Here is a 25,732-nt window from a genome sequence, read left to right as displayed (position 1 = left end):
GCGACGACATGCACGCGCTCGGCATCGAGCTGGGGCGGACGCTGCGCGCGGGCGACCTCGTCGTGCTGACCGGACCGCTCGGCGCGGGCAAGACGACGCTGACCCGCGGTATCGGCGAGGGGCTGGAGGTGCGCGGCCCGGTGCAGAGTCCGACCTTCGTGCTGGCGCGCACGCATCCCAGCCTCACCGGCGGCGCCCCGCTGGTGCACGTGGACGCCTACCGCCTCGCGAGCGCCCTGGAGCTGGACGACCTCGACATCGACTTCGCGCACGCGGTCGTCGTGGTCGAGTGGGGGAGGGGGATGCTCGACGGAATCGCCGAGTCCTGGCTCGACGTCGTGATCGAGCGCCCCACCGGCGCCGACGAGTCGGCCGACGCCGCGGCGGGTGCGGGCGACCTCGACCCCGCAGGCGACCTCGACACCGACGAACCGCGCCGCGTCTCCATCACCGGCCACGGCCCGCGCTGGGAGCAGCTGGCGCAGGCCGCACCGGGCGAACCCGCCTAGGCTGGAGTCATGCTCCTCGCCATCGACACCTCCGCCGGCACGAGCACGGCCGTCGTAGACCGCGACGGCGGCGTCCTGGCCGAGCGCATCGAGACCGACAGCATGCGGCACGCCGAGGTCGTCGGCGAGCTGATCCGAGCGATGCTCGACGAGTCGGGCATCCCGGTCTCCGCCCTCTCCGGGGTCGTCGCCGGCATGGGCCCCGGCCCGTTCACCGGGCTGCGCGTCGGGATCGCCGCCGCCAAGGCGTTCGCCTTCGGGGCAGGCAAGCCGCTCGTCCCCGTCGTCAGCCACGACGCCGTCGCCTACGAGCGGTATGCCGACGGCGACACCGGTCCGCTGCTCGTCGTCACCGATGCCCGCCGGCGCGAGCGCTACTGGACCGCGTACAGCGGGGCCGACGAGCTGGGCCTGCCCGTCCGGCTCGACGGGCCTGGTCTCGCCCGGCCAGACGACCTCCCGCATCCCGAGGTGGAGCGGCTGGAGGCGTGGGCCGTCCCTGCCGGGCGGCTCGGCATGCTCGCCGAGCTCCGTTACGCCAACGGCCTGCCGTTCGACGCCGACGAGCCGCTGTACCTGCGCTCGCCGGACGTGACCCTGTCGGCCGGACCGAAGCGGGTCTCCGCGTGACCGCCTGGCAGCTGCGCCGCGCCGGCGAGGACGACGTGCCCGCGATCATGGAGCTGGAGCGCTCCACCTTCGTCAGCGACGCCTGGTCCGAGCGGTCCATGCGGTCGGAGGTGACCGGGCAGCACGGTTACTACCTCGTCGCCTTCGAGCCGGAGCATCCCGAGCGGATCGACGGCTATGCGGGACTGCTCGCGCCGCGCGGCTCCGGCGAGGGCGACATCCAGACCATCGCGGTGGCGCCGCACGCCCGCCGCCACGGGCTGGGACGGGCGCTCATGCTCGCGCTGATCGGCGAGGCCCGGACGCGCGGCGCCCGCGACGTGTTCCTCGAGGTGCGTGCCGACAACCCCGGCGCCCAGACGCTCTACCGCGCGCTCGGCTTCGAGGAGATCGGCGTGCGGCCTCGGTACTACCAGCCGGACGGCGTGGACGCGATCGTCATGCGCCTCACCGTCCCCACCCCGGAGACCACGCTCGCATGAACACCACGCAGCCCCTCGTGCTGGGCATCGAGACCTCCTGCGACGAGACCGGCGTCGGCATCGTGCGCGGCACCACGCTGCTCGCCAACACGATCGCCTCCTCGATGGAGGAACACGCCCGCTACGGCGGGGTCGTGCCAGAGGTGGCCGCCCGCGCCCACCTGGAGGCGCTCACCCCGACGCTCACGACCGCGGTCGCCGACGCGGGCATCGAGCTCGCCGACGTCGACGCGATCGCCGTCACCAGCGGCCCAGGGCTCTCCGGCGCGCTCATGGTCGGCATCGGAGCGGCGAAGGCGCTCGCCGTCTCCCTCGGCAAGCCGCTCTACGCCGTCAACCACCTGGTCGGGCACGTGGGCGCCGATCTGCTCGACGCAGACGGAGGGCCCGGGCACCCGGTCGAGCTGCCAACGATCGCGCTTCTCGTCTCTGGCGGGCACACCTCCCTGCTCCTCGTGCGCGACCTCGTGTCGGACGTGGAACTGCTCGGCGAGACGATCGACGACGCCGCCGGCGAGGCGTTCGACAAGGTGGCGCGGGTGCTCGGCCTGCCGTACCCGGGCGGCCCGCAGATCGACCGCGTCGCCGCCGACGGCGACCCGACCGCGATCCGCTTCCCGCGCGGGCTGACCAAGCCGAAGGATCTGGACCGGCACCGGTACGACTTCTCGTTCTCCGGCCTCAAGACCGCGGTCGCGCGCTGGGTCGAGCAGCGGCAGGATGCGGGGGAGGAGGTCCCCGTGGCGGACGTCGCCGCGTCGTTCCGCGAGGCCGTGGTCGATGTCCTCATCGGCAAGGCGATCGCCGCGTGCCGCGACCACGACGTGCCCCGGCTGCTGCTCGGCGGAGGTGTCGTCGCCAACGCGCGCGTCCGCGAGCTCGCGACGCAGCGTGCGCGGGAGGCCGGGGTCGCCCTCCGCATCCCTGCGCTCTCGCTCTGCACCGACAACGGAGCGATGATCGCGGCGCTCGGGGCGCAGCTGATCATGGCCGGGCACGCACCGAGCGGGCTGCACTTCGCCGCGGACTCCACCCTCCCGGTCACCGAGATCCAGGTGCCCTGACCACGCAACGACATGTGCGTTGACACTCCCCGACGGCGCTGGGAGCATAAGTATGATCAGCGTTTTCTCAGGATGCCCCTCCTTGGACGACGCTCCGCGACGAAGGAGATGGGAACCATGACCGACCCGAACGCACCCGCCGGCCCGGCGGACTCCGACGGCCAGAACGGCGCGGTCCCGCCCGCCGGCTCGGAGCCGCCCGGAGCGCCCGTCCCGCCTCCCGCCCCGGGCACCGGTGCGGGTACCGGTGCTGTTCCGCCGGTGCCGCCGCCCGCACCCGGTCCCTCCGCGCCGGGATACGGTCAGCAGCCGCCCGCACCGGGCTACGGCCAGCCGCAGCAGCCGTATGGTCAGCAGCAGCAGCCGTACGGTCAGCAGCAGCCATACGGTCAGCAGCAGCCGTACGGCCAGCAGCCGTACGGTCAGCAGCAGCCCTACGGTCAGCAGCAACCCTACGGTCAGCCGCAGCAGCCATACGGCCAGCCCGCCCCCGGCTACACGCAGCCCTATGCGCCGGCCACGAAGTCGCCGATCCTGAGCATCCTGTCGCTGGTCGGCGGCATCATCGGCATCATCCTCAACATCGCCTGGGGCATCGGCTTCATCTTCGGCGTCGCCGCGATCATCCTCGGCTTCATCGGCCGCACCAAGGAGCCGCAGGCCCGCGGGTTCTGGCTGACCGGCATCATCCTCGGCTTCGTCAGCGTGGCCATCGCGATCATCTTCTGGATCTTCGCGGCCATCCTGTTCGCGAGCCTGTCGAACAACTACACGTACTGAGTGCCGGCCGGGCGGCTCAGAGCCGCTCGGCCAGCAGCGCGGTGTGCCGGCCCGCGACCCTGGTGAGAACCAGGGTCGCCGCGCGGTCGCCGCTCAGCGCGAGGCGCTTGCGGAGCGCGGCGGGGTCGATATCCACGCCGCGTTTCTTGATCTCCAGGGTGCCGATGCCTCGGTCGCGCAGGGCCCGCCTGAGGTCGCGCTCGGCGAACGGCAGCGTCTCGAGCACGCGGAACCCCGCGGCGAACGGCGTCTCGACGGGCTCGTCTGCCGTGATGTACGCGATGCCGTCGGCCAGCATCCGGCCGTCGATCCTCCGCGCCAGGTCGCCGATCAACCGCGCGCGGATGACCGCGCCGTCGGGCTCGTACAGGTACTCGCCGAGCGGGCCGGTCTCCTCGTCGTCGCTGTCGGCCTCCGCGACGAGCTCATGACCCGCATCGCCGCGCACGACGAGGGCGGCGCGGTGGATGTCGGGCCGGGCAAGCGCCCCGAACCACAGCCCGAGCTCCACCACCTGTCCGTCGACCGACACCCACTGCGCCTCCGCGGTCGACGGGATGAGGTCGCGATCGAAGCCCGGACCGAGCTTGAGCCCGACCGAGCGGCCCGTGGCCAGCTCGTACGCGAAGCCGAGGGACGGCGTGTAGTCGTCGGGATCGGTGAGCCGCTCGGTCTGCGTGTGCCCCGCCGTGCGCCGGGCCGGGTCGAGGAAGACGCCGTCGATGTCCCGCAGGTCGACATCCTCGGCGCGCCGGTGCTCCACGGTCGCGGTGGGGAAGGGGGCGAGGTTGAAGGCGGCGATGGCGGCCGTGACCTCGTCCGCCTCCACGGCGGTCACCTCCAGCTCGAGGGCGGCCAGCGCGAGTGCGTCGCCGCCGATGCCGCAGCCGAGGTCGGCTACCCGCCGGAGGCCGGCGGCGCGGAAACGGCCGGCATGCCGGGCCGCGACGGCGAGCCGGGTGGCCTGCTCGAGCCCGGCCTCGGTGAACAGCATGCGGGAGGCGAAATCGCCGAACTTCCCGACCGCCTTGCGCCGCAGCTTCGCCTGGGTGAGCACGGCGGCCACCAGGCCGGGGGAGTGGCCTTGCTTGCGGAGGTCCGAGACCATCCGCAGCACGTCCTTCTCGGTCTCGTAGGGCGGCAGCGAGTCGAGCAGGCGCAGCCCCTCCGTGCTCAGCAGCTCCACCAGTTCCGACCGTTCCATGCCCTCAAACTACCGCCTGGCACTCACGTTGCGAGACTGCTAAAGCACCCCCTAGACTCGTGTTAGCACTCTCGGTGTGAGTTTGCTAACTCCAGTCTTCTGTCAAGACAGTGTTCGTCACATGAAAGGGGTCAACCGTGTCGGTCTCCATCAAGCCGCTCGAGGATCGCATCGTCATCAAGCAGGTCGAGGCTGAGCAGACCACCGCTTCGGGTCTGGTCATCCCCGACACCGCCAAGGAGAAGCCGCAGGAGGGCGAGGTCGTGGCCGTCGGCCCCGGCCGTATCGACGACAACGGCAACCGCGTCCCGCTCGACGTGGCCGTCGGCGACAAGGTCCTCTACTCCAAGTACGGCGGAACCGAGGTCAAGTTCGGCGGCGAGGAGTTCCTCGTCCTCTCGGCCCGCGACGTGCTCGCGGTCGTCGTCCGCTGACGATCACTCTCTGACGAGGGCCCGGATGCTCAGGCATCCGGGCCCTTCGTCGTTCGCGGACGTCGTTCGCCTTCGTCGTTCGCCGGAACGTCCCCGGTCCGGAGTAATCTCGTGCGAGTGCCACAGCAAGACCAGACCGCGGTGACTCCCGCGCCCAGCTCCCTCGAACAGCACCGCGGCCCGGGGCTCGCGTACGCGATCTCCGCCTACGTGCTGTGGGGCATCCTCCCCATCTACTTCCTGTCGCTGGTGCCCGCGAGCGCGTGGGAGATCGTCGGCTGGCGCGTGCTGTTCTCGCTCGTGTTCTGCGCGATCGTGCTCACGGTGACGCGGGCGTGGGGGCGGTTCGGAGCGCTGCTGCGCAACCGGCGCATCCTCTTCACGATGGGGCTCGCCGGAGTCTTCATCTACGTCAACTGGCAGACCTACGTGCTGGCCACGGTGAGCGGTCATGTGGTGGAGGCGGCGCTCGGCTACTTCATCAACCCGATCGTCACGGTGTTCCTCGGGGTCGTGGTGCAGCGCGAGCGGCTGCGGGTCGCGCAGTGGGTGGCCGTCGGCGTCAGCATCGTGGCGGTGATCGTGCTCGCCGTCGGCTACGGGTCGTTCCCGTGGATCGCGCTGCTGCTCGCGTTCTCGTTCGGCTTCTACGGCCTGATCAAGAAGCGCGTGGGGCCGACCGTCGACGCGGTCTCCGGCCTGACGCTCGAGACGCTCTGGCTGACGCCCGTCGCCATCGTGCAGTTGATCGTCGTCGCGACGACCGCGGGCCTGACGTTCGGCACGGTGAGCGTCTGGCACACCGTCGCCATGGTCGGCGCCGGCGTCATCACCGCGGTGCCGCTGCTGTTCTTCGCCGCGGCCTCCCGTCGCCTCCCGCTCGTCTACATGGGCTTCATCCAATACTTCGCGCCCTTCATCCAGTTCCTGGTGGGCGTGTTCGTGCTGCACGAGGCCATGCCGCCCGAGCGCTGGGTCGGTTTCAGCATCGTCTGGCTCGCCCTCGTCATCCTGAGCGTCGACATGATCGTGGCTGCTCGCCAGGGGCGTCGGAAGGCGGTCGAGCTCGACGTCGCCTCTGTCGACTGATCCCGCCGGAGCAGCCCGCCTCCGTCAGGAATATGCGCCCAGGTTCTCCCGTTACCATGGGACATCCACCAACACGCGCAACCTGATAGGGGTGAAATGGACCAGCCGGATCCGTTCGGATTCATCGGTTTGACCTACGACGACGTCATGCTGCTCCCCGGGCACACGGACGTCATCCCGAGCGAGGCTGACACCTCCACTCGCCTGACCAAGCGCATCTCGATGGCGACCCCGCTGCTGTCGAGCGCGATGGACACCGTCACCGAGTCGCGCATGGCCGTCGCCATGGCGCGCCAGGGCGGCATCGGCATCATCCACCGCAATCTCTCGATCGAGGACCAGGCGTCGCACGTCGACAAGGTCAAGCGGTCGGAGTCGGGCATGATCACCAACCCGGTGACCACGACGCCCGACGCCACGGTCGAAGAGGTCGACGCGCTGTGCGGCCAGTTCCGCGTCAGCGGCCTGCCCGTGGTGGAGGCCGACGGCACCCTGGTCGGCATCATCACGAACCGCGACATGCGCTTCGTCTCGCCGTTCGAGCGCTCGACCACCCGCGTGCGCGACGTCATGACCCGGCAGCCGCTGATCACCGCCCCGGTGGGCATCGACCCGGACGCCGCGGTCGCCATCTTCGCCGAGCACAAGATCGAGAAGCTGCCGCTGGTCGACGCCGACGGCAAGCTGGGCGGCCTGATCACGGTGAAGGACTTCGACAAGAGCGAGAAGTACCCGAACGCCACCAAGGACGACGAGGGCCGCCTGCGCGTGGGCGCCGCCATCGGCTTCTTCGGCGACGCCTGGGACCGTGCCATGACGCTCGTCGACGCGGGCGTCGACGTGATCGTGGTCGACACGGCGAACGGCGACAGCAAGGGCGTGCTCGACATCATCAGCCGACTCAAGCACGAGCCGCGCGCCTCCCACATCGACGTCATCGGCGGCAATGTCGCGACCCGCTCGGGCGCTCAGGCGCTGATCGACGCGGGAGCGGACGCGATCAAGGTCGGCGTCGGCCCTGGCTCCATCTGCACCACGCGCGTCGTCGCGGGTGTCGGCGTGCCCCAGGTGACTGCGGTCTACGAGGCGTCGCTGGCGGCGCGGGAGGCGAACGTCCCGCTGATCGCCGACGGCGGCCTGCAGTACTCGGGCGACATCGCGAAGGCGCTCGTCGCCGGAGCGGACAGCGTCATGCTGGGCTCGCTCCTGGCCGGCACGACCGAGTCGCCGGGCGAGCTGGTGTTCGTCAACGGCAAGCAGTTCAAGAACTACCGCGGCATGGGTTCGCTGGGTGCGCTGCAGACCCGGGGCAAGAAGACCTCGTACTCGCGCGACCGCTACTTCCAGGCCGATGTGCCGAGTGACGAGCAGCTGATCGCCGAGGGCATCGAGGGCCAGGTGCCGTATCGCGGCCCGCTCGCCGCGGTCGCGTACCAGCTGGTCGGCGGCCTCCGTCAGTCGATGTTCTACGTCGGCGCGCGCACCATCCCCGAGTTGAAGCAGAACGGCAAGTTCGTCCGCATCACCGCCGCCGGGCTCAAGGAGTCGCACCCGCACGACGTGCAGATGGTCGTGGAGGCGCCGAACTACCGGCGGTAGTCGTCGCCTGACCGCGAACCAGAACCGCCGCACACGCATCGTCGTGTGCGGCGGTTCTGTCGTCGGGCCGCCCCTGCACCGCGCTGCGGGTTCAGTGATCGGTGGCGGACGAGAGGTCACGTGGTCCACTGCTTGCCGTAAGACGTGTTGTGCAGTCCGCCCACGGTCGTATAGCCGGGCTTCGCGACCGCCTGCGAGGAACTGTACGACCAGCCCGTCGTGTACCGCGCGCCCGTCGTCGGGACGACGTACGTCGCCGCCGCGCCATATGGCTCACAGTTGCCGGAACCTGACACCCGTGTGGTGACAGCACCGGTCGACGATGACGAGACGATGACTTTTCCGCTCGCGCCGCAACTCTCGGTCCTGTTCCCGATAGCGTGCGCCGGGGTCGTCGCCAGCGCCGTGAATGCGATGGTCACGGCCGCGGTCGCCGCGACCTGCGTGAGTTTCATGAAGCCCTTCCCGTCCGGGTCCATCCCGAACTCCATCAGACAAGCGCATCCACTGAAATACGTCAAGAAGAATTGGACATTCGAAATCTACTGGACGCTACATTCGTGTCATGCGCGTTCTCAGGTTGACGATGATCGGCATGCTCGTCCTCGCTCTCAGCGGGTGCGCCTCGGCAGTCCCGACGGAACCCGGAGACGCCTCGGCGATCACGGGTGCAATGTCCGAAGCGCAGCGATCAGCACTTGCGGATCATGTCGTCTCCTACGACGAGTACCAGGACGCGTATCGGCGTTACTCGGCCTGTGTCGAGGCGGCAGGTTACGCCGTCGAACGACTCGGTGAGACTAATCGGGTCATCGACTATCGGATTCCAGAAGCCGCGGTGCAAGACGGAAGTGCGTCCGTCTGCTACGACCGTCACTTCCGGCTGGTCGACTCGACATGGCAGCTGTCCCGCGAGGATTCGTCGGAGCAGGCGGCGCAGTACCGCGACTGTTTGACGGCTGCAGGCATCACGCCGGCTGGCACTCTGCACGAGATGTACGACCAGCTGGTCGGCGCCGGCATCGACCCGCTCCAGTGCATTGATGGATGACTCCCGGCGGGACCGGAGCAGGCGAATGTCAGGCGCTCTCCGCACGACTCCCATCGTCGCGTTATGGGTGGCGCCAGTGATTCTCGCGGCGGTGTTGCTGCCGATGGCAGGCGCTGCCGAAGAAGCCGCGGTGTCGCCATCCATCGATCGGATGTCTACCGTCGGGGAGCGCGAGCGTGCGTACCGTCAGGCGGTCGACGTCGCCCTGACCTACCCGCCGGAGATCGAGCTGATCGGCGGAGTCGCTGGGACGGTCACCAGCGTCGACGTGGCCGTTGGTGGCGCCCCCTCGAACGGCCAGAAGATCCTCTCCGTGGATCAGCGGCCCGTCTACATCATCACTGGGAACTCGCCGCTGTACCGCCCGCTTGGACGAGGAGATACCGGCGCGGATGTTCGTACGCTGACCGCATTCCTTGTCGCTCGGGCACTGCTGACCGCTGATGAGATCGATGATGTCTTCGGCCCTCGCGTCGAATGGGCAGTGCGTTCCTTCCAGCGCGAGGAGGGGCTCGAGGTTACCGGTGTATTCGATCCTGCCGTGGTCGTATTCGCGCCGCCCGGTCTTGAGAGCTTCACCGCGGTCGTTCCGCTTCTCGGTTCTCTGATCTCGTCCGGCTCGCCGATCGTGCGCGGACGCGGCGCGATCACTGACTTGGTCCTCACCGTCTCGGGCGCGCCCGACCAGCGCCCGCGGCCACCGGCTGGCGCCCTGGTGCTCGAGATGGGCGGCACGGACGTTCCGGTCTCGTCAGTGACCCCCTCGACAGAGGAGGCTGCCGCACTTGCCGGAAGCCTGACCGACGCGGTGGCTCGAGGTGATGCAAAGCGGTTGCAGGGCGACGACGGCACGACCAGGTATTCCGGGGTGTTCCTGAAGACCGCCGCCGCAGAGCGCGTCGGGGTGGTCCCGGGCTCTGCCGTTCTAGCGGGCAGCGCTGGACGGAGGTGCATCGTCATCGGGCCGGACCCGGCTCACGCCTCGAGCGAGATCCTGGCATTCGCCGAGCCGATGCCAGGCGAGGTCGGCGTCGTCGCCATCCCTCATGAATTCGCCGGGCGTCGCTTCCTCATCGATCCGACGTCCGCCGCGGCCGAGACGAGGCGGCGATGCAGATAACCGTGGCGCACGCCTCTGTCCGGTTCGGACGGCGGATCGTCCTCCACGACTTCTCGGCGGTCTTCCCGACGCATCGGGTAACCGCCCTGACCGGACCCTCCGGAAGTGGGAAGTCGACCCTGCTGAGCGCGATGTCCGGCTTCACCCGGCTCGACAGCGGCCGGATCGCTGTGGGACCCGGACTCGACGAGCCGGATCCCTCGTTGGTCGCCTGGGTGCCGCAGGGATCGAATGCGCTGGGCGCCCGAAGCGCTCGGGAAAATGTGATGATGGGCGCCCTCAGCCGCGGTGTGGCTCTTTCCGAGGCCGCTCGGCTGGCAGACGAACAGCTGAGGATTCTCGGTCTGGGGGAGCGCGCCGACACCGCTGCGATGCTCTTGTCCGGTGGTGAGCTTCAACGCGTCGGTTTCGCGCGGGCCCTGGTCTCGCGTCGGCCCATCATCTTCGCCGACGAGCCGTCGGCGAGCCTCGACGAGCAGAACACGAAGCTGCTCGCGACCGTGCTGCATGATCTCGCCTCGGTGACGACCATCGTCGTCGCCACCCATGATCCCCTGCTTGTCGGTGCTGCTCAGCATCAGGTGTCATTGCGCGGGCGGGGCGGATGAGAGAGGGCTGGTCGGTCGGCTCGATGGCCAGAGAAGCGTGGCGCAACGCGACCGGGCCGCGATCCCGGCTCGCCCTGCTGATTCCTCTTGCGCTGGTCTACGGCATGGCCCTTCCCTGGTTCGCAACGTTGGAGACCAAGGCACTCCACTCGGCCCTCGCGGCCCAGGCGTCTGCGGGACGAGGCGTGCTCGTGTTCCAGGCGGCGGACCGGGATTCCCCGGTCGCGATCTCACGAGCCAGCTGCGAGGCGCTCGTAGACCGCCCCGGGGTGACCAGGGCGGGGATTCTCAGAGAAGCAACGAGTGCATCATTCCTCCAACTGGGCGATGAGGTTCCGGTTCAGGAAGCCAGCACGAGCCTGTTCCCGCAACTCCGGGACGGCCGAGCGCTTATCGGGGCCGCTCTCTGGAAAAGCGGCGGCACCGTCTCCTTGATAACGGCGGAGGGTCGCTCTGTTGCTGCACAGGCGATGCATGACCAGCCCGCCGGGATCGACACGAATTCTGCGGTGGTCGTCGCTTTGGACCCGAGTGTCGCCAGCGCTGCTGCGTGCATCGTGGTGCTCGACCTCTTCCAGCGCCCGAACAGCAGGGCTGTCTCCCTCGCATCCGCTCTCCATGTCCAGGGTGGCCCGATCGGGGTTCATCAGACCTTCTCAGAGGCCTCCGATGTGTTGGCTGACTTCCGCAAGCGGCCTGGAACGCTGCTGCCGCTCGGCGGAGCCCTCGTGGCCGGATGCGCCGCCGGGCTGACCGGTAGGTCGCGGAGGAGCGAGCTCGCGGTCTATCGACTCGTCGGCTCCTCCCGGAACGCCGTCGGCGCTCTGGTGTGCCTCGAGCAACTGATCATCGCGGGCATCGCAGCCACGTCCGTCGCGTTCACGACCGTGACGATGCGCGGCTCGATCGTGGATGCAACCGCCCAGACGATGCTCGGGGTGGCCGGCGCCGCCGTCTGGTCCGCCGTGGCGCTGGCTCTGATGATCGACCTCCCGCTCCGCGACCCGTTGGGCATGGCGAAGGACAGGTGAGATCGTTTCCCGACGAAGAGGAGCCGCCGCTCGCGCGTCGCGAGCGGCGGCCCCGTCGTCTCACCAGCGGGAGTTGGACGAGGAGTACGAGCTGCTCGTCGGGGAGCCCTTGGGGCACGGCTTCGACGACGTGGTCGGCTTCGGCGTGGTCACCGGCTTCGGCGTGGTGGTCGGCTTCGGGCACGGCTGGGAGGGCTCCGTCGGCTTGGGGGTCGGAGTCGGCCTGCCCGGGCACGTCGTCGCCGTCCCCGGTGTGCTGATCTCGCACATGTCCTCGGCGGCGGTGGTGCCGCCGCACGTGCTGTGGCTTCCGCTGCGCGCCGTGGAGGTGCACGAGTCGTGGATTCCGCCTGCGAAGGCCGCCGGAGCCGCAGCGAGGGTGAGAACCGTCGCCAGGGTGGCGGCGCCGAGGATGTTCCTGAGTTTCACAACTGCCTTTCCGCTCGGGGCGTTCCCGAGCGGGAATCAGCCTGGCATCAGAAATAACAGTGCGCGCTGCGCCGCCCCCCTTTTGCGTGTCAGCGGCGCATCCCACCGACCCTCAGCACCGCATCTCTCAGTACCTTCGGGTCGCACGCGAGGTTGATACGCGCGAACCCTGCGCCCTCCCTTCCGAACTGCGGCCCGTTGCCCAGGGCGACGCGGGCCTCTTCGAGGATGCGGGCGGCAGGGTCGTCGCCCCACCCGTAGGCGCGGAGGTCGACCCAGGCGAGGTAGCTGGCGCGGGGCTCGCGGTAGCGGGAGTCGGGGAGGTGCTCCGCCAAGAGGTCCGTCAGGAGCCGGCGGTTCGCCTCGATCGCGTCCAGCGCGTCCGACAGCCACGGCGCGCCCTCGCGGTACGCCGCCTCGGCGGCGATCAGGCCGAAGAGGCTGGTGCGCTCCTCCACCTCGACCGGGAGGCCGTCGACCAGCGCTCGCTGCGACGGCGAGGCGGTGACGAAGAAGGCGCACTTGAGGCCGGCCAGGTTCCACGCCTTGCTCGCGGAGTGCGCGGCGACACCGACCCGTCGTGCGGCCTCCGACACCGCGAGGAACGGGGTGAAGACGGCGTCGCGGTGCACCAGCGGGGCGTGCACCTCGTCGCTGACGACGGGGACGCCGTAGCGGTCGGCGAGCTCGGCGACGGCGGCGAGCTCGTCCGCGGGATGCACCAGCCCGAGCGGGTTGTGGGGGTTGCACAGCAGGAGGGCGCGGGCGCCTCCCGCGAAGGCTCGCTCGAGCCCCGCCAGGTCGAGCGACCAGCCGGGGTCGGCGTCCGTCTGCAGCAGAGGGACCTCCTCCACGACACCCCCGGCCTCCGGGACGTACGAGAAGAACGGCGGGTAGACCGGAGGCGTGATGACGACCCGGTCGCCGGGCTCGATCAGCCGGCGCAGCGCCTCCACGAGGACGACGCCGATGTCGGAGGTGGTGCGCACGGCCGCGGGGTCCACCTCCCATCCCCACGCCGAGCGCGCGTAGTCGGCGAAGGCGTGGTGAAGCCCGCGCCCGGCGCCGATGTACCCGGTGTCGTTGCGGTCGACGGCCGCGTGCAGCGCGGCCGCGATCGGCGGGGCCAGCGGGTAGTCCATCTCGGCGACGAAGAGGGGGAGCACGTCGTCGGGATACGCGGTCCACTTCTCGCTCGTGCGGGTGCGGAGGAGGTCGATGGGGTCGGCGTGGAGAGTCACCCCACCCACTCTGCCAGGGCCGTCGGCCTAGACTGAAGGGCGTGAGCATGGAGATCGAGATCGGCCGCGCCAAGCGCGCCCGCCGCGTGTACGCCTTCGACGACATCGCTGTGGTGCCCAGCCGCCGCACGCGCGACCCCGAAGACGTCTCGGTCTCGTGGAGCATCGACGCCTACCAGTTCGACATCCCGTTCCTCGCCGCGCCGATGGACTCCGTGGTCTCGCCGACCACCGCGATCATGATGGGCCAGCTGGGCGGCCTGGGTGTGCTCGACCTCGAGGGCGTCTGGACCCGCTACGAGGACCCGGAGCCGCTGCTCGCCGAGATCCGGGAGCTGCCGGCCGACCAGGCGACGGCCCGCATGCAGCAGATCTACTCCGAGGCGATCAAGCCGGAGCTGGTCACGCAGCGCCTCGCGGAGATCCGCGCGGGCGGTGTCACGGTCGCCGGCGCGCTGTCGCCGCAGCGCACGCAGGAGCTCTACGAGACCGTGGTGGAGGCAGGGGTCGACCTGTTCGTCATCCGCGGCACCACCGTGTCGGCGGAGCACGTCTCGAAGAACGTCGAGCCGCTCAACCTCAAGAAGTTCATCTACGAGCTCGACGTGCCCGTCGTGGTCGGCGGCGCGGCCACCTACACGGCGGCCCTGCACCTCATGCGCACCGGCGCGGCCGGCGTGCTCGTCGGGTTCGGCGGGGGCGCGGCCTCCACCACCCGCTCCACCCTGGGCATCCACGCGCCGATGGCCACGGCCGTCGCCGACGTCGCCGGCGCGCGCCGCGACTACATGGACGAGTCGGGCGGCCGCTACGTGCACGTCATCGCGGACGGCGGCCTCGGCAGCTCCGGCGACATCGTCAAGGCGATCGCGTGCGGCGCCGACGCGGTCATGCTCGGCACCACGCTCGCCCGTGCCACCGACGCCCCCGGCGGCGGCTGGCACTGGGGCGCGGAGGCGCACCACGCCCACCTGCCGCGCGGCAACCGCGTGCAGGTCGGCCAGGTGGCCCCGTTGGAGGAGATCCTGTACGGACCCGCGCCCGTCGCCGAGGGGTCTGCGAATCTGGTGGGAGCCTTGCGGAGGAGCATGGCGACGACGGGATACTCGGACCTGAAGGAGTTCCAGCGCGTCGAGGTCGTGGTCGCGCCGTACCAAGCGCACTAGCCGTTCGGCCGGCACGCGGCCGAGGAGGGAGACAACGATGGTCACATCCCAGTCCGCCGTGAGCACGGTCACGTCGAATCCCACGGTCGCCAAGCCGTCGCGCCTCGGCCCCGCCGAGCGCTCGGCCGCGATCGCCGCACTCAGGGACTCCGAGCTCGACGTGCTCGTCGTCGGCGGCGGCATCGTCGGCACCGGCGCTGCGGTCGACGCCGTGACGCGCGGCCTGTCCGTCGGTCTGGTGGAGGCGCGCGACTTCGCGTCCGGCACCTCCAGCCGCTCCTCCAAGCTCGTGCACGGCGGCATCCGCTACCTCGAGCAGCTCGACTTCCGGCTGGTGCGTGAGGCGCTCATCGAGCGCGGCCTGCTGCTCCAGCGCATCGCTCCGCACCTGGTGAAGCCCGTGCGGTTCCTCTACCCGCTGCACAAGCGGGTGTGGGAGCGGTTCTACATCGGCGCGGGGATGATGCTGTACGACATCTTCTCGTACACCGGCGGGCGGCCTCCCGGGGTCCCGCACCACCGCCACCTGAGCAAGCGCCAGGTGCTGCGTGCGATCCCGAGCATCGCGCCGAACGCACTCGTCGGCGGCATCACCTACTACGACGCCCAGGTCGACGACGCGCGCTACACCGCGACCCTGGCCAGGACGGCGGCGCACTACGGCGCCCACGTGGCCACGCGCGTGCGCGTCGAGGGCTTCGTCAAGGTCGGCGAGCGCGTGGTCGGCGTGCAGGCGCACGACCTCGAGACCGACGAACGCTTCGAGATCCGCGCCAAGCAGGTCGTCAACGCGACCGGCGTCTGGACCGACGACACGCAGGCCATGGTGGGAGAGCGCGGCCAGTTCAAGGTCCGCGCATCGAAAGGCATCCACCTCGTCGTGCCGCGCGACCGGTTCCAGTCGAAGATGGGCCTGCTGCTGCGCACGGAGAAGAGCGTCCTGTTCGTCATCCCGTGGGGCCGGCACTGGCTGATCGGCACCACGGACACCGACTGGCACCTCGACAAGGCGCACCCGGCCGCGACGGCGGCCGACATCGACTACCTGCTCGCGCACGTCAACGAAGTGCTCAACGTGCCGCTGACCAGGGAGGACGTGGAGGGCGTCTACGCCGGCCTGCGCCCGCTGCTGGCGGGCGAGTCTGAGGAGACCTCCAAGCTGTCGCGGGAGCACCTCGTCGCGCACTCGGTGCCGGGGCTCGTGGTGATCGCCGGCGGCAAGTGGACGACCTACCGGGTCATGGCGAAGGACGCGGTCGACGCGGCCGTCGACGCGCTCGACGGCAAGATCCCCGAGAGCACGACGATGGAGATCGCGCTGGTCGGCGCCGAGGGTTACCAGGCCGCGTGGAACCGCCGCAAGCGGATCGCGGCCGACACCGGCCTCCACGTCGCCCGCATCGAGCACTTCCTCAACCGCTACGGCACGATGACCGAGGACATCCTCGCGCTCATCACGGAGGACCCCTCGCTCGCCGATCCGCTGCCCGGCGCGGACGACTACGTCGGCGCGGAGGTCGTATACGCGGCGTCGCACGAGGGCGCCCTGCACCTGGAGGACGTGCTCGCTCGCCGCACCCGCATCTCCATCGAGGCGTGGGACCGCGGCGTCTCGGCGGCGCCCGTCGCCGCGCGGCTGATGGCCGGCGTCCTCGGCTGGGACGCCGAGCGCGAGGAGCGTGAGGTGCAGACCTACCTCAAGCGCGTCGCCGCCGAACGGGCCAGCCAGCTGCAGCCCGACGACGAGTCCGCGGACCGCGTGCGGCTGGAGGCGCCGGACATCGTGGATGTCGACGCCCAGGCCCTCAAGGAGACGCGCACGGCACGCACGGGAGCACCCTCGAAGGCCGACGCCGACGCGTCCGGCGTGACGGGCGCCGGCGCGGAGGACGCTCCTACCACGGACGGCTGAGCGGCGCCCCGGCTCCGTTCAGACCGCTTCGATAGGGTGAGAGAACCCACAGGAACCACTGGAACGGCGGATGGAGACGGCAGATGGTCGACGTACGACGGGTGAAGCTCCCCGGAGTGGGGGTGCTGCACACCTTCGTCACCGATGACGGCGGCAAGGTCGGCGTCATCGCGCACCGCTCGGGTCACAGCGACCTGATCACGTTCTCGGACCACGAGGACGGCGCGGACGTGACCAAGGTCTCGCTGCGCCTCAGCGAGGACGAGGCGCACACCCTCGCCGAGCTGCTGGGCGGCACCCAGATCACCGAGTCGCTGACGGCGCTCGACCAGATCCCCGGGCTCAGCATCGACTGGTTCACCGTCGACTACGAGGACTACATCGCCGGGCAGCAGCTGGGCCAGCCGGGCGACAGGGGCTTCGTCGGTCTCACCGTCGTCGCGGTCGTGCGGGGGGACTCCGCCAACCCGGCGCCCGCTCCCGACTTCAAGGTGTTCCCCGGCGACACGCTCGTCGTCGCAGGCACGCCGGAGAAGGTCGCCAAGGCCTTCTCGTTCTTCCGGACCGGCGAAGTCGCCGCCCGCTCCACCGTCGACGCTCCGCCGGGGGGTTGATCGATGCATCTCGGTGAAGACCTCATCATCCTCGGCATCCTCCTGCTCGTCGCCTACGTGCTGGGGCGGCTCGGCAGGCTGGTGGGTCTCCCCGCGATCCCCGTCTACATGGTCGTCGGACTGCTCGCCAGCCCGCACACCGGCTGGTTCCCGCTCGATTTCGAGAGCCACTACATCGAGCTCATCGCGATCTTCGGGCTGATCCTGCTGTTATTCAACCTGGGCCTGGAGTTCGACCAGGACGAGTTCTTCGGCAACTTCGGCAAGCTGATCATCTCGGGCGGCTCCTACATCGTCATCAACATGGGGGTCGGCCTCGCGTTCGGCTTCATGGTGGGCTGGGGGACCAGGGAGGCGCTGATCATCGCGGGCATGACCGCGACCTCCTCGTCGGCCATCGTCACGAAGCTGCTGATCGACCTGCGACGGCTGCCGAACACCGAGACGCCGATGATCCTCGGCGTCACCGTCGTCGAAGACATCTTCATCGCCATCTACCTCGCGATCGTGTCGGTCGTGCTGAGCGGGGAGACGGACTTCTGGCCGGTCGTCGGCAAGCTGGCGATCGCCTTCACCTTCCTCGTGGTGATGTTCACGATCGCGCGCTGGGGCGGACGCTTCGTGTCGCGGCTGTTCCGCACGAAGGACGACGAGCTCTTCACGATCCTGTTCTTCGGCTTCGCGGTGCTGTTCGCGGGGATCGGCGAGATCCTCGGCGTCACCGACGCGATCGGCGCGTTCCTGATCGGGCTCGTACTGGGGGCGACCAAGTACCGCAACAAGATCGAGCACATCGCGATACCGCTGCGCGACGTCTTCGCCGCGTTCTTCTTCCTCAACTTCGGGCTGGAGCTCGACCCCGCCCAGTTCCCGTCGGTGCTCGGGCCGGTGCTCATCGCGGTGGCGATGACCATCGTGCTCAACATCCTCGCCGGCCAGTTCGTCGCGTGGATCAACGGGATGGGCGCGCAGGCCGGCATCAACACCACGGTCATCCTGCAGAACCGCGGCGAGTTCGCGCTGATCCTCGCGACACTGTCGATCAGCGCGGGGCTCGACGAGCGCATCCAGCCCTTCGCGGGCCTTTACGTGCTGATCATGGCGGTGATCGGGCCGGTCCTCGCAGCGAACTCCGAGAAGATCGGTGGGATGATCCTCAGGACCGGCGCGCCCACCAGGCGCAGGAAGAAGCCGAAGCGCGATCCCATGCTCGACGAGGAGATCGCGCTGGTCGAGGCGGCCACCGCCGACCTCGCTCCCGAGTCCGGTCGCGACGACCGGAAAGCGGACGACACCACCGCCGCCGTCGACCGGATCGTCGAGCAGGCCATGCTGGAGCAGAGCGCCTCCGGCCCGGCCGCGAAGCAGGAAGACTCCGGCGACCGAAAGCGGGACTGACCCATCGACACCACCCCCGGCCGCCCGTCCACGACGGGCGAGACCACGCTGTTCCAGATGATGCTGCGCCCCCGCTGGATCGGGGCGCTCGTCCTCGCGCTCGCGCTCGCGGCCGGCTTCGCGGCTCTGGGCCAGTGGCAGCTGGAGCGCGCCGTCGAGTCGGGGAAGGCGGTGGAGGCGCCGACCGAGACCGTGCTCCCGCTGGCCGACGTCGCGAAGCCGGGCGGCCCGCTGCGCGACGAGGCGGTCGGGCAGCTGGTGGAGTTCGACGCGACCTTCGTGCCCGGCGACGAGCACCTCCTCTACGACCGCATCAACGACGGCCGCACGGGCTGGTGGGTGGTCAGCCACGCCACGGTCACCGGAGCCGACGGCAAGCCGGTCGCGCTCGCCGTGGCGCGCGGCTGGGCGCCGACCGAGCAGGCGGCGAAGGCGGCCGCCGCACGTCTGGCCGACCAGCCGGCGACGAAGGAGCGCGTGACGGGCCGCATCCTGCCGGACGAGCAGCCCGAGCTGCCGAAGGACAGGGAGAACGCGCCCTTCGCGATGCGGACCGTGGGCGTCGGCGCGCTGTACAACCTGTGGACCGGCGTCGACGGGATGGACGTCTACGCCGCCTACGTCGTCGACCGCAGCGCGCCCACCGGCCTGACCGACATCGACTCCCCGCCGCCGATCGCGCAGCAGGAGCTCAACTGGCTCAACATCTTCTACGCCGCCGAGTGGATCATCTTCGCCGGCTTCGCCGTCTTCATGTGGTACCGCCTCGTGAAGGACGCGAAGCAGAAGGAGGACGAGCTGCGTGAGCTGGAGGCGCAGGAGGCCGCCGCGGATCAGGCCGCGGAGCAGGCTGCGGCGGGCAAAGTAGAATAGCCCCATGCCCCTCGCTCCCAAGCTCGAAGACTTCCCGAAGATCCGCGGGGCGCTCCGGTTCTACCAGGTGTTCGCCTACGTCACGGGCATCATGCTGCTGCTGCTGTGCGTCGAGATGATCCTGAAGTACGGCTTCGGCCTCCAGCTCTTCGCCTTCAGCAATTACGGTGCGCTGACCTTCGTCCCGGTCGAGACCGCGGTCGCGCCGACCGGGCTCGACCTCAGCACCGGCATCCTGATCGCGCACGGCTGGCTCTACGTCGTGTACCTGATCTCCGACTTCCGCCTCTGGAGCCTGATGCGCTGGCCGTTCATCCGGTTCGTGACCATCGCGCTCGGAGGCGTCGTCCCGTTCCTCTCGTTCTTCGTGGAGGCGCGGGTCAGCAAGCAGGTCAAGACCTACCTGGCCGGCCGTGAGGCCGAGGCAGCCAAGCTCGTGGAGGCGACAAATTAGCACGAACCCAGAACTCGACGCGGCGGCGCCGCAGGGTCCCGTCCTCGTGGTGGACTTCGGCGCGCAGTACGCGCAGCTGATCGCCCGGCGTGTGCGCGAGGCGAACGTGTACTCCGAGATCGTGCCGCACACCGTCACGGCGTCCGAGATCGCGGCGAAGCGCCCGGCCGGCATCGTGCTGTCGGGCGGGCCCTCCAGCGTGTACGAGGAGGGGGCGCCGAAGCTCGACGAGGCGATCCTCGACCTCGGCGTGCCCGTGCTCGGCATCTGCTACGGCTTCCAGGTGATGGCCACCGCGCTGGGCGGGGAGGTCGCCAAGACCGGGCAGCGGGAGTACGGCTCCACGGCGGTCCGCATCTCCGACACCGGCGTCCTTCTCGACGGCCAGCCCACCGAGCAGACGGCGTGGATGAGCCACGGCGACTCGGTCTCGCGGGCGCCGGAGGGCTTCGAGGTCCTCGCCTCCACCCCCGGCACCCCCGTCGCGGCCTTCGCCAACGACGAGCGCAAGCTGTACGGCGTGCAGTGGCACCCCGAGGTGAAGCACTCGGCGTACGGCCAGGCCGTGCTCGAGAACTTCCTGCATCGCGCGGCCGGCATCCCGGCCGACTGGAACGCGGGCAACGTGATCGCCGACCAGGTCGCCGCCATCCAGGCGCAGATCGGCTCCGGCCGGGTCATCTGCGGGCTGTCCGGCGGCGTCGACTCCGCGGTCGCCGCGGCGCTCGTGCACAAGGCCGTCGGCGACCAGCTCGTGTGCGTGTTCGTCGACCACGGCCTCCTGCGCAAGGACGAGGCCCGTCAGGTCGAGGAGGATTACGTCAAGGCCACGGGCATCCGGCTGGTGACCGTGAACGCGCAGGAGCAGTTCCTGACCGCGCTCGCGGGCGTCAGCGACCCCGAGACCAAGCGCAAGATCATCGGCCGCGAGTTCATCCGCGTGTTCGAGCAGGCGCAGGCCGACCTGATCGCCGAGGCCGCGAGCGAGGGCGACCCCATCCGCTTTCTGGTGCAGGGAACGCTCTACCCGGACGTCGTGGAGTCCGGCGGCGGCACGGGCACCGCGAACATCAAGAGCCACCACAACGTCGGCGGCCTCCCGGAGGACCTGCAGTTCGAGCTCGTGGAGCCGCTGCGCACGCTGTTCAAGGACGAGGTGCGCTCCATCGGCCGTGAGCTCGGCCTCCCGGAGGAGATCGTCGCCCGGCAGCCGTTCCCCGGCCCTGGCCTCGGCATCCGCATCGTCGGCGAGGTCACCCAGGAGCGGCTCGACCTGCTCCGCGACGCGGACGCCATCGTGCGCGCCGAGCTCACCAAGGCGGGTCTCGACACCGAGATCTGGCAGTGCCCGGTGGTGCTGCTGGCCGACGTGCGCTCGGTGGGCGTGCAGGGCGACGGCCGCACCTACGGCCACCCGATCGTGCTGCGCCCGGTCTCCAGCGAGGACGCCATGACGGCCGACTGGACGCGCCTGCCGTACGACCTGCTGGCCACGATCTCCAACCGCATCACCAACGAGGTGGACGGGGTCAACCGCGTCGTGCTCGACGTCACGTCGAAGCCGCCGGGGACCATCGAGTGGGAGTGAGATCCTCTGCGACGAAGAGGGTCGGGAGACGGTCGGAACGCGTGCGTTCCGGCCGTTTTCCCGTTTCCGGCAGACGGCGCGTTCCAGGTCTGGCCGTGGGATTAGGTAGCATGGCTTCGCTATGACTTTCAAGGATCGGCTGTGGGCTAAGGGCGTCCAGGACGAGACCCGCGCCCGGGGCGAGTCCCTCGTCGCACGCTTCGGCAGCCAGTACCTCGCGGACTCGCTCGCCTGGGTGGTCGCGATCTTCGTCGCCGTGATCTTCCGCTACGACTTCAACGTGACGCAGATCCAGATCCTCCCGGTGCTGGTGGCGTGCGTCGTCGTCCTGCTGCTGCAGCTCGTGCTCGGCTGGCTGTTCTGGGTGTACCGGGGGCGGTACACCTACGGCAGCTTCGAGGAGGCCACCGCCGTCGCCGTGACCGTGGCCTGCGTCTCCGTCATCATCACCCTCCCGCTCGCCGCGTTCAGCCCTGCGCTGCACCTGCCGCGCAGCCTGGCGCTCATCGCCGGGCCGATCGCGTTCGGCCTGATGGGGCTCGCCCGCTACCTCAAGCGGCAGTACGTCATCCGCAAGCTCAAGGTGAACGCGGATGCGGGACGCGCGATCATCGTCGGCGCCGGCTTCATGGGCAGCATCATGGTGCGCCGCATGCTGACCGACCCCGAGTCGGCCTACCTCCCGGTCGGCTTCCTCGACGACGACAAGGGCAAGCGCAACCTGCGGCTGCTCGGCGTCCCCGTGCTCGGCACCATCCAGGACATGGCGGCCGCGGCGCAGGCGACGTCGGCGACCGTGGCGATCGTGTGCGTGGCCCGCGCGGACGCCACCCTGCTCAAGCGCATCTCCGACCTGGCCGAGCCGCTCGGGCTGACCGTCAAGGTGCTGCCGGAGCTCGACGAGGTGCTGGGCGGCAAGACGCGGCTGAGCGACATGCGCACGCTGTCCATCGAGGACCTGATCGGTCGCCGCCCGGTCGACACCGACGTCGAGAGCATCGGCGGCTACCTCACCGGCCGCAAGGTGCTCGTCACCGGTGCCGGAGGCTCCATCGGCTCGGAGCTGTGCCGCCAGATCGCGAAGTACCGGCCCGCGGAGCTGATCATGCTCGACCGCGACGAGACCGGCCTCCAGCACGCCCAGCTCAACATCGCGGGCAACGGCCTGCTGGACTCGCGCGACATCGTGCTCGCCGACATCCGCGACGCGCAGGCGCTGCACGACCTGTTCCTGGAGCGCAAGCCCGACGTGGTGTTCCACGCCGCAGCGCTGAAGCACCTGCCGATGCTCGAGCGCTACCCCGGCGAGGCGTGGAAGACCAACGTGCTCGGCACGCTGAACGTGCTGAACGCGGCCCTGGCCTCCGGCGTGCAGCAGTTCATCAACATCTCGACCGACAAGGCCGCCCGCCCGAGCAGCATCCTCGGCCACTCCAAGCGCGTCGCCGAGCGCCTCACGGCGTGGGCGGGGGACACCTCTGGCCTGGCATACCTGTCGGTCCGGTTCGGCAACGTGCTCGGCAGCCGGGGCTCGCTGATCCCCACCTTCAAGCGCCTGATCGACGAGGGCAAGCCGCTGACGGTCACCCACCCGCAGGCGACGCGGTACTTCATGACCATCCCCGAGGCGTGCCAGCTCGTCATGCAGGCGGGTGCCATCGGCACCGCGGGCGAGGTGCTGATCCTCGACATGGGGGAGCCCGTGAGCATCCTCGACATCGCCCACCGCATGATCGCGCAGTCCGGCAAGGACATCGAGGTCGTCTTCACGGGCCTGCGCCCCGGCGAGAAGCTGCACGAGGAGCTGATCGGCGAGGACGAGGTCGACGTGCGGCCGCGCCACCCGCTGATCTCGCACGCGCGGATCCGCCCGCTGCGCCCCGAGCGGCTCGACCGCCAGGAGTGGGAGCGCCGCTGGTCCGAGGGGCACACCGACACCAACATGGTGAGCGTGAGCCAGGTGCGAGAGGTCGCGGAGGCGCGGCAGCTCGCCGAGTCGCGCCACGTCACCGAGGGCCGCCGGGGCGGTAGCGCCTCGTGAGCCCCCGGATCTACATGTCCTCGCCCGACGTGGGCGCCCTGGAGGAGGAGTTCCTGCTCGGCGCGCTGCGCTCCGGCTGGATCGCGCCGCTCGGTCCCGACGTCGACGCCTTCGAGCGCGAGATCGCCGACCGCACCGGCGTCGCGCACGCCGTGGCCCTGAGCTCCGGCACGGCCGCCCTCCACCTGGCGCTGCTCGCCGCGGGCGCCGGTCCCCGCACGTCGGTGATCACCTCGACCATGACGTTCGCTGCGACCGCGAACTCCATCGTCTACACGGGCGCCACGCCGATCTTCGTGGACTGCGACCCGGAGTCCGGCAACATGTCGCCCGAGCTCCTCGAGCGGGCGTTGAGCGACGCCGCCGCCCAGGGCGTGACGGTGGCCGCGGTGCTCCCCGTCGACCTGCTCGGCCGCGTCGCCGCGTACGAGCGCATCGAGCCGATCGCCGCCCGCTACGGCGTGCCTGTCGTGTCCGACGCCGCGGAGGCGCTGGGCGCCTTCCGCGACGGCCGCGCCGCCGGGTCCTTCGGCATGGCCGCCGCGCTGTCGTTCAACGGCAACAAGATCATGACGACCTCGGGCGGCGGGATGCTGCTCACCGCCGACGGCGAGGTCGCCAAGCGCGCCCGCTATCTGGCGACGCAGGCCCGCCAGCCCGTCGCGCACTACGAGCACGTCGACATCGGGTACAACTACCGCATGAGCAACCTCCTGGCCGCCCTCGGCCGGGCGCAGCTGGCACGCCTCGACGGGATGATCGCCCGGCGCCGCGCCATCCGCGAGCGGTACCGCGAGCTGTTCGCGCCGGTCGCCGGCGTCGAGATCTTCCAGGGCGAGGGCGACGCGCAGGACAACTGCTGGCTCACCTCCATCCTGGTCGACCCCCGGGTGACCGGCTGGCGCGCCACCGAGCTGAGCGCCTGGCTGGCGGAGGACGACATCGAGAGCCGCCCGCTGTGGAAGCCGATGCACCTCCAGCCCGTGTTCGCCGGCGCCACCGCGGTGGTCGACGGCAGCGCAGAGCGGCTCTTCGACACCGGTGTGACGCTGCCCAGCGGCTCGGTCCTCGGCGAGGACGAGCTGGGCCGGGTGACCGACCGCATCGCCGCCTTCCTGGAGGCGCGGCCGTGACCCGCAGGCGACCCTACGACACCGTGAAGCGCGCGCTCGACATCGTCAGCGCGGCCATCGTGCTCGTCGTCGGCTCGCCGCTGTTCGCGCTCGTCGCGCTGCTCGTGGCCCGCAACCTCGGCCGTCCTGTGCTGTTCCGGCAGCCGCGGCCCGGTCGCGACGGACGCGTGTTCACCCTTCTGAAGTTCCGCACCATGCGCGAACCGCGCCCCGGAGAGGACGTCAGCGACGAGGCCAGGCTGACCCGGTTCGGCCGCGTCCTGCGCTCGACGAGCCTGGACGAGCTGCCCTCGCTCGTGAACGTGCTGCGCGGCGACATGAGCATCGTCGGGCCGCGTCCGCTGCTCGTGTCGTACCTCCGCCGGTACACGCCCGAGCAGGCCCGCCGCCACGAGGTGCGGCCCGGGATCACCGGCCTCGCGCAGGTCAGCGGCCGCAACACGGTCGAGTGGTCGCGCCGGTTCGAGCTCGACGTCGAGTACGTGGAGCGCCGCAGCCTCCGTCTCGACGCCTGGATCCTGCTGCAGACGGCTCTGGCGGTCGTCCGCCGCGACGGCATCTCGGCCGAGGGGCACGCCACCATGCCCGAGTTCCAGCCGGAGGAGGTCGCGTGACGGCGCTCGTCGTCGTCGGGGCAGGAGGTTTCGGCCGGGAGGCGCTGGACGTCGCCGAGGCCGTCGAGCGCGCCGAACCGGGCCGTCACGACATCCTCGGCGTGGTCGATGACGCCCCGAGCGAGCTCGCGCTGAGCAGGCTCGCCGACCGCGGAGTAGCGTACCTCGGCACGATCGACGCCTGGCTCGGCTCGCGTCCCTCCGCCCGCTACGTCGTGGGGATCGGCTCGCCGGCTGTGCGCCGGAGCATCGAGGTGCGGCTGCAGGAGGCCGGACTCCAGCCGGAGACGCTCGTCCACCCTCGCGCCGAGCTTGGCTCGCGGGTGCGCATCGGCGCCGGCTCCGTCGTCTGCGGCGGCGTGCAGGTCTCCACGAACGTGACGCTCGGCCGCTCCGTGCACCTCAACCCGGGAGCCGTCATCGGTCACGACGCCGTGCTCGCCGACTACACGTCGGTCAATCCCGGCGCCATCGTCTCCGGCGAGGTGCGCGTCGAGGAGGGCGTGCTCCTCGGAGCGGGTAGCGTCGTCCTCCAGGGGCTGACCGTCGGCGCCGGCACCACGGTCGGAGCCGCGGCCTGCGTCACCAGGGACGTCGCCGCCGGCGTCGTCGTCAAGGGCGTGCCCGCCCGTTGAACCACCCGGAACGAATCGTCAGAACCACCGCCC

27 protein-coding genes are annotated in these 25,732 nt (G+C 70.3%); 23 read left to right on the top strand and 4 right to left on the bottom strand.

The features are described 5' to 3' along the window. Positions 1-8 precede the first annotated feature (8 nt). The 5 genes from tsaE (at position 9) to P5G50_RS17140 (ending at position 3,465) form a co-directional block, all read left to right on the top strand. Positions 9-509 carry a tRNA (adenosine(37)-N6)-threonylcarbamoyltransferase complex ATPase subunit type 1 TsaE gene (tsaE, locus tag P5G50_RS17160; RefSeq protein ID WP_301212358.1) on the top strand — a complete coding sequence of 167 codons (501 nt, stop codon included), beginning with the start codon at positions 9-11 and terminating at the stop codon, positions 507-509. A 9-nt stretch (positions 510-518) separates the two neighbouring features. Next, positions 519-1,139 carry a tRNA (adenosine(37)-N6)-threonylcarbamoyltransferase complex dimerization subunit type 1 TsaB gene (gene tsaB / locus P5G50_RS17155; RefSeq protein ID WP_301212294.1) on the top strand — a complete coding sequence of 207 codons (621 nt, stop codon included), beginning with the start codon at positions 519-521 and terminating at the stop codon, positions 1,137-1,139. Then, a complete protein-coding gene (rimI, locus tag P5G50_RS17150) occupies positions 1,136-1,621 on the top strand; it encodes a ribosomal protein S18-alanine N-acetyltransferase (protein ID WP_301212293.1) in 486 nt (161 codons plus the stop codon). Before tsaB ends, rimI begins: the two co-directional genes overlap by 4 nt. Further along, positions 1,618-2,685: a tRNA (adenosine(37)-N6)-threonylcarbamoyltransferase complex transferase subunit TsaD gene (tsaD, locus tag P5G50_RS17145; RefSeq protein WP_301212292.1), complete on the top strand. Its 1,068-nt coding sequence runs from the start codon at positions 1,618-1,620 to the stop codon at positions 2,683-2,685. The genes rimI and tsaD overlap by 4 nt, the downstream gene beginning before the upstream one ends. A 117-nt stretch (positions 2,686-2,802) precedes the next feature. Next, entirely contained in the window at positions 2,803-3,465 is a 663-nt protein-coding gene (locus P5G50_RS17140) for a hypothetical protein (protein WP_301212291.1), read from the top strand. Positions 3,466-3,481: 16 nt separating this feature from the next. Here P5G50_RS17140 and P5G50_RS17135 read toward each other — a convergent pair whose 3' ends face one another. Then, positions 3,482-4,669: a THUMP-like domain-containing protein gene (locus P5G50_RS17135; RefSeq protein WP_301212290.1), complete on the bottom strand. Its 1,188-nt coding sequence runs from the start codon at positions 4,667-4,669 to the stop codon at positions 3,482-3,484. 137 nt (positions 4,670-4,806) lie between these two features. On the opposite strand from P5G50_RS17135, the gene groES reads away from it, so the two are divergent. From groES to guaB, 3 genes are all read left to right on the top strand, one after another. Continuing rightward, positions 4,807-5,103, top strand: a complete 297-nt coding sequence (groES, locus tag P5G50_RS17130) for a co-chaperone GroES (protein WP_301212289.1) — start codon at positions 4,807-4,809, stop codon at positions 5,101-5,103. 117 nt (positions 5,104-5,220) lie between these two features. Continuing rightward, entirely contained in the window at positions 5,221-6,192 is a 972-nt protein-coding gene (rarD, locus tag P5G50_RS17125) for an EamA family transporter RarD (protein WP_435870908.1), read from the top strand. Positions 6,193-6,288: 96 nt separating this feature from the next. Beyond that, positions 6,289-7,791 carry an IMP dehydrogenase gene (gene guaB / locus P5G50_RS17120; protein ID WP_301212288.1) on the top strand — a complete coding sequence of 501 codons (1,503 nt, stop codon included), beginning with the start codon at positions 6,289-6,291 and terminating at the stop codon, positions 7,789-7,791. A 116-nt stretch (positions 7,792-7,907) separates the two neighbouring features. Here the strand turns inward: guaB and P5G50_RS17115 are convergent, their stop codons facing one another. Beyond that, positions 7,908-8,246 (bottom strand): hypothetical protein, encoded by a 339-nt coding sequence (locus P5G50_RS17115; protein ID WP_301212287.1) that lies wholly within the window; start codon positions 8,244-8,246, stop codon positions 7,908-7,910. A gap of 110 nt (positions 8,247-8,356) precedes the next feature. Here P5G50_RS17115 and P5G50_RS17110 point away from each other — a divergent pair, with 110 nt between their 5' ends. Genes P5G50_RS17110 through P5G50_RS17095 form a run of 4 tightly spaced genes read left to right on the top strand, consistent with a single transcriptional unit; the run spans position 8,357 to position 11,601 of the window. Beyond that, a complete protein-coding gene (locus P5G50_RS17110; protein ID WP_301212286.1) occupies positions 8,357-8,842 on the top strand; it encodes a hypothetical protein in 486 nt (161 codons plus the stop codon). 25 nt (positions 8,843-8,867) lie between these two features. Further along, positions 8,868-9,962, top strand: coding sequence for a peptidoglycan-binding domain-containing protein (locus tag P5G50_RS17105; protein WP_301212285.1), 1,095 nt, complete (start codon positions 8,868-8,870; stop codon positions 9,960-9,962). Beyond that, the gene (locus P5G50_RS17100) at positions 9,953-10,570 is read left to right on the top strand and encodes an ATP-binding cassette domain-containing protein (RefSeq protein ID WP_301212284.1); all 618 of its coding nucleotides are present in this window, start codon (positions 9,953-9,955) and stop codon (positions 10,568-10,570) included. Before P5G50_RS17105 ends, P5G50_RS17100 begins: the two co-directional genes overlap by 10 nt. After that, a complete protein-coding gene (locus P5G50_RS17095; RefSeq protein ID WP_301212283.1) occupies positions 10,567-11,601 on the top strand; it encodes a hypothetical protein in 1,035 nt (344 codons plus the stop codon). Before P5G50_RS17100 ends, P5G50_RS17095 begins: the two co-directional genes overlap by 4 nt. Positions 11,602-11,661: 60 nt before the next feature. Here the strand turns inward: P5G50_RS17095 and P5G50_RS17090 are convergent, their stop codons facing one another. Together P5G50_RS17090 and P5G50_RS17085 are read right to left on the bottom strand one after the other, a co-directional pair. Continuing rightward, positions 11,662-12,030 carry a hypothetical protein gene (locus P5G50_RS17090; protein ID WP_301212281.1) on the bottom strand — a complete coding sequence of 123 codons (369 nt, stop codon included), beginning with the start codon at positions 12,028-12,030 and terminating at the stop codon, positions 11,662-11,664. A gap of 89 nt (positions 12,031-12,119) precedes the next feature. Further along, positions 12,120-13,271 carry a MalY/PatB family protein gene (locus P5G50_RS17085; protein WP_301212280.1) on the bottom strand — a complete coding sequence of 384 codons (1,152 nt, stop codon included), beginning with the start codon at positions 13,269-13,271 and terminating at the stop codon, positions 12,120-12,122. A 47-nt stretch (positions 13,272-13,318) separates the two neighbouring features. On the opposite strand from P5G50_RS17085, the gene P5G50_RS17080 reads away from it, so the two are divergent. The 11 genes from P5G50_RS17080 (at position 13,319) to P5G50_RS17030 (ending at position 25,699) form a co-directional block, all read left to right on the top strand. Beyond that, positions 13,319-14,437, top strand: coding sequence for a GuaB3 family IMP dehydrogenase-related protein (locus P5G50_RS17080; protein ID WP_301212356.1), 1,119 nt, complete (start codon positions 13,319-13,321; stop codon positions 14,435-14,437). A 37-nt stretch (positions 14,438-14,474) separates the two neighbouring features. Beyond that, the gene (locus P5G50_RS17075) at positions 14,475-16,349 is read left to right on the top strand and encodes a glycerol-3-phosphate dehydrogenase/oxidase (protein ID WP_301212279.1); all 1,875 of its coding nucleotides are present in this window, start codon (positions 14,475-14,477) and stop codon (positions 16,347-16,349) included. 83 nt (positions 16,350-16,432) lie between these two features. After that, a complete protein-coding gene (locus tag P5G50_RS17070; protein ID WP_301212277.1) occupies positions 16,433-16,963 on the top strand; it encodes a cation:proton antiporter regulatory subunit in 531 nt (176 codons plus the stop codon). Positions 16,964-16,966: 3 nt separating this feature from the next. Then, positions 16,967-18,361: a cation:proton antiporter gene (locus tag P5G50_RS17065; RefSeq protein WP_301212276.1), complete on the top strand. Its 1,395-nt coding sequence runs from the start codon at positions 16,967-16,969 to the stop codon at positions 18,359-18,361. A 57-nt stretch (positions 18,362-18,418) separates the two neighbouring features. Beyond that, positions 18,419-19,234 (top strand): SURF1 family cytochrome oxidase biogenesis protein, encoded by an 816-nt coding sequence (locus P5G50_RS17060; protein ID WP_301212275.1) that lies wholly within the window; start codon positions 18,419-18,421, stop codon positions 19,232-19,234. A gap of 4 nt (positions 19,235-19,238) precedes the next feature. Further along, complete coding sequence (locus tag P5G50_RS17055) at positions 19,239-19,688, top strand: DUF3817 domain-containing protein (RefSeq protein WP_301212274.1); 450 nt, start codon at positions 19,239-19,241, stop codon at positions 19,686-19,688. After that, complete coding sequence (gene guaA / locus P5G50_RS17050; protein ID WP_488192649.1) at positions 19,684-21,276, top strand: glutamine-hydrolyzing GMP synthase; 1,593 nt, start codon at positions 19,684-19,686, stop codon at positions 21,274-21,276. The genes P5G50_RS17055 and guaA overlap by 5 nt, the downstream gene beginning before the upstream one ends. A 121-nt stretch (positions 21,277-21,397) precedes the next feature. Then, a complete protein-coding gene (locus P5G50_RS17045) occupies positions 21,398-23,317 on the top strand; it encodes a polysaccharide biosynthesis protein (RefSeq protein WP_301212272.1) in 1,920 nt (639 codons plus the stop codon). A 14-nt stretch (positions 23,318-23,331) separates the two neighbouring features. After that, the gene (locus P5G50_RS17040) at positions 23,332-24,450 is read left to right on the top strand and encodes a DegT/DnrJ/EryC1/StrS family aminotransferase (protein WP_363319484.1); all 1,119 of its coding nucleotides are present in this window, start codon (positions 23,332-23,334) and stop codon (positions 24,448-24,450) included. After that, positions 24,447-25,064, top strand: a complete 618-nt coding sequence (locus P5G50_RS17035) for a sugar transferase (RefSeq protein WP_301212270.1) — start codon at positions 24,447-24,449, stop codon at positions 25,062-25,064. The genes P5G50_RS17040 and P5G50_RS17035 overlap by 4 nt, the downstream gene beginning before the upstream one ends. Further along, positions 25,061-25,699: a NeuD/PglB/VioB family sugar acetyltransferase gene (locus P5G50_RS17030; RefSeq protein WP_301212269.1), complete on the top strand. Its 639-nt coding sequence runs from the start codon at positions 25,061-25,063 to the stop codon at positions 25,697-25,699. Before P5G50_RS17035 ends, P5G50_RS17030 begins: the two co-directional genes overlap by 4 nt. Positions 25,700-25,732: the final 33 nt, after the last annotated feature.

This window comes from Leifsonia williamsii (assembly GCF_030433685.1).
Lineage (GTDB): Bacteria > Actinomycetota > Actinomycetes > Actinomycetales > Microbacteriaceae > Leifsonia > Leifsonia williamsii.
The sequence above is the reverse complement of the archived record's forward strand: the minus strand, read 5'-3'. Positions and strand labels throughout refer to the sequence as shown.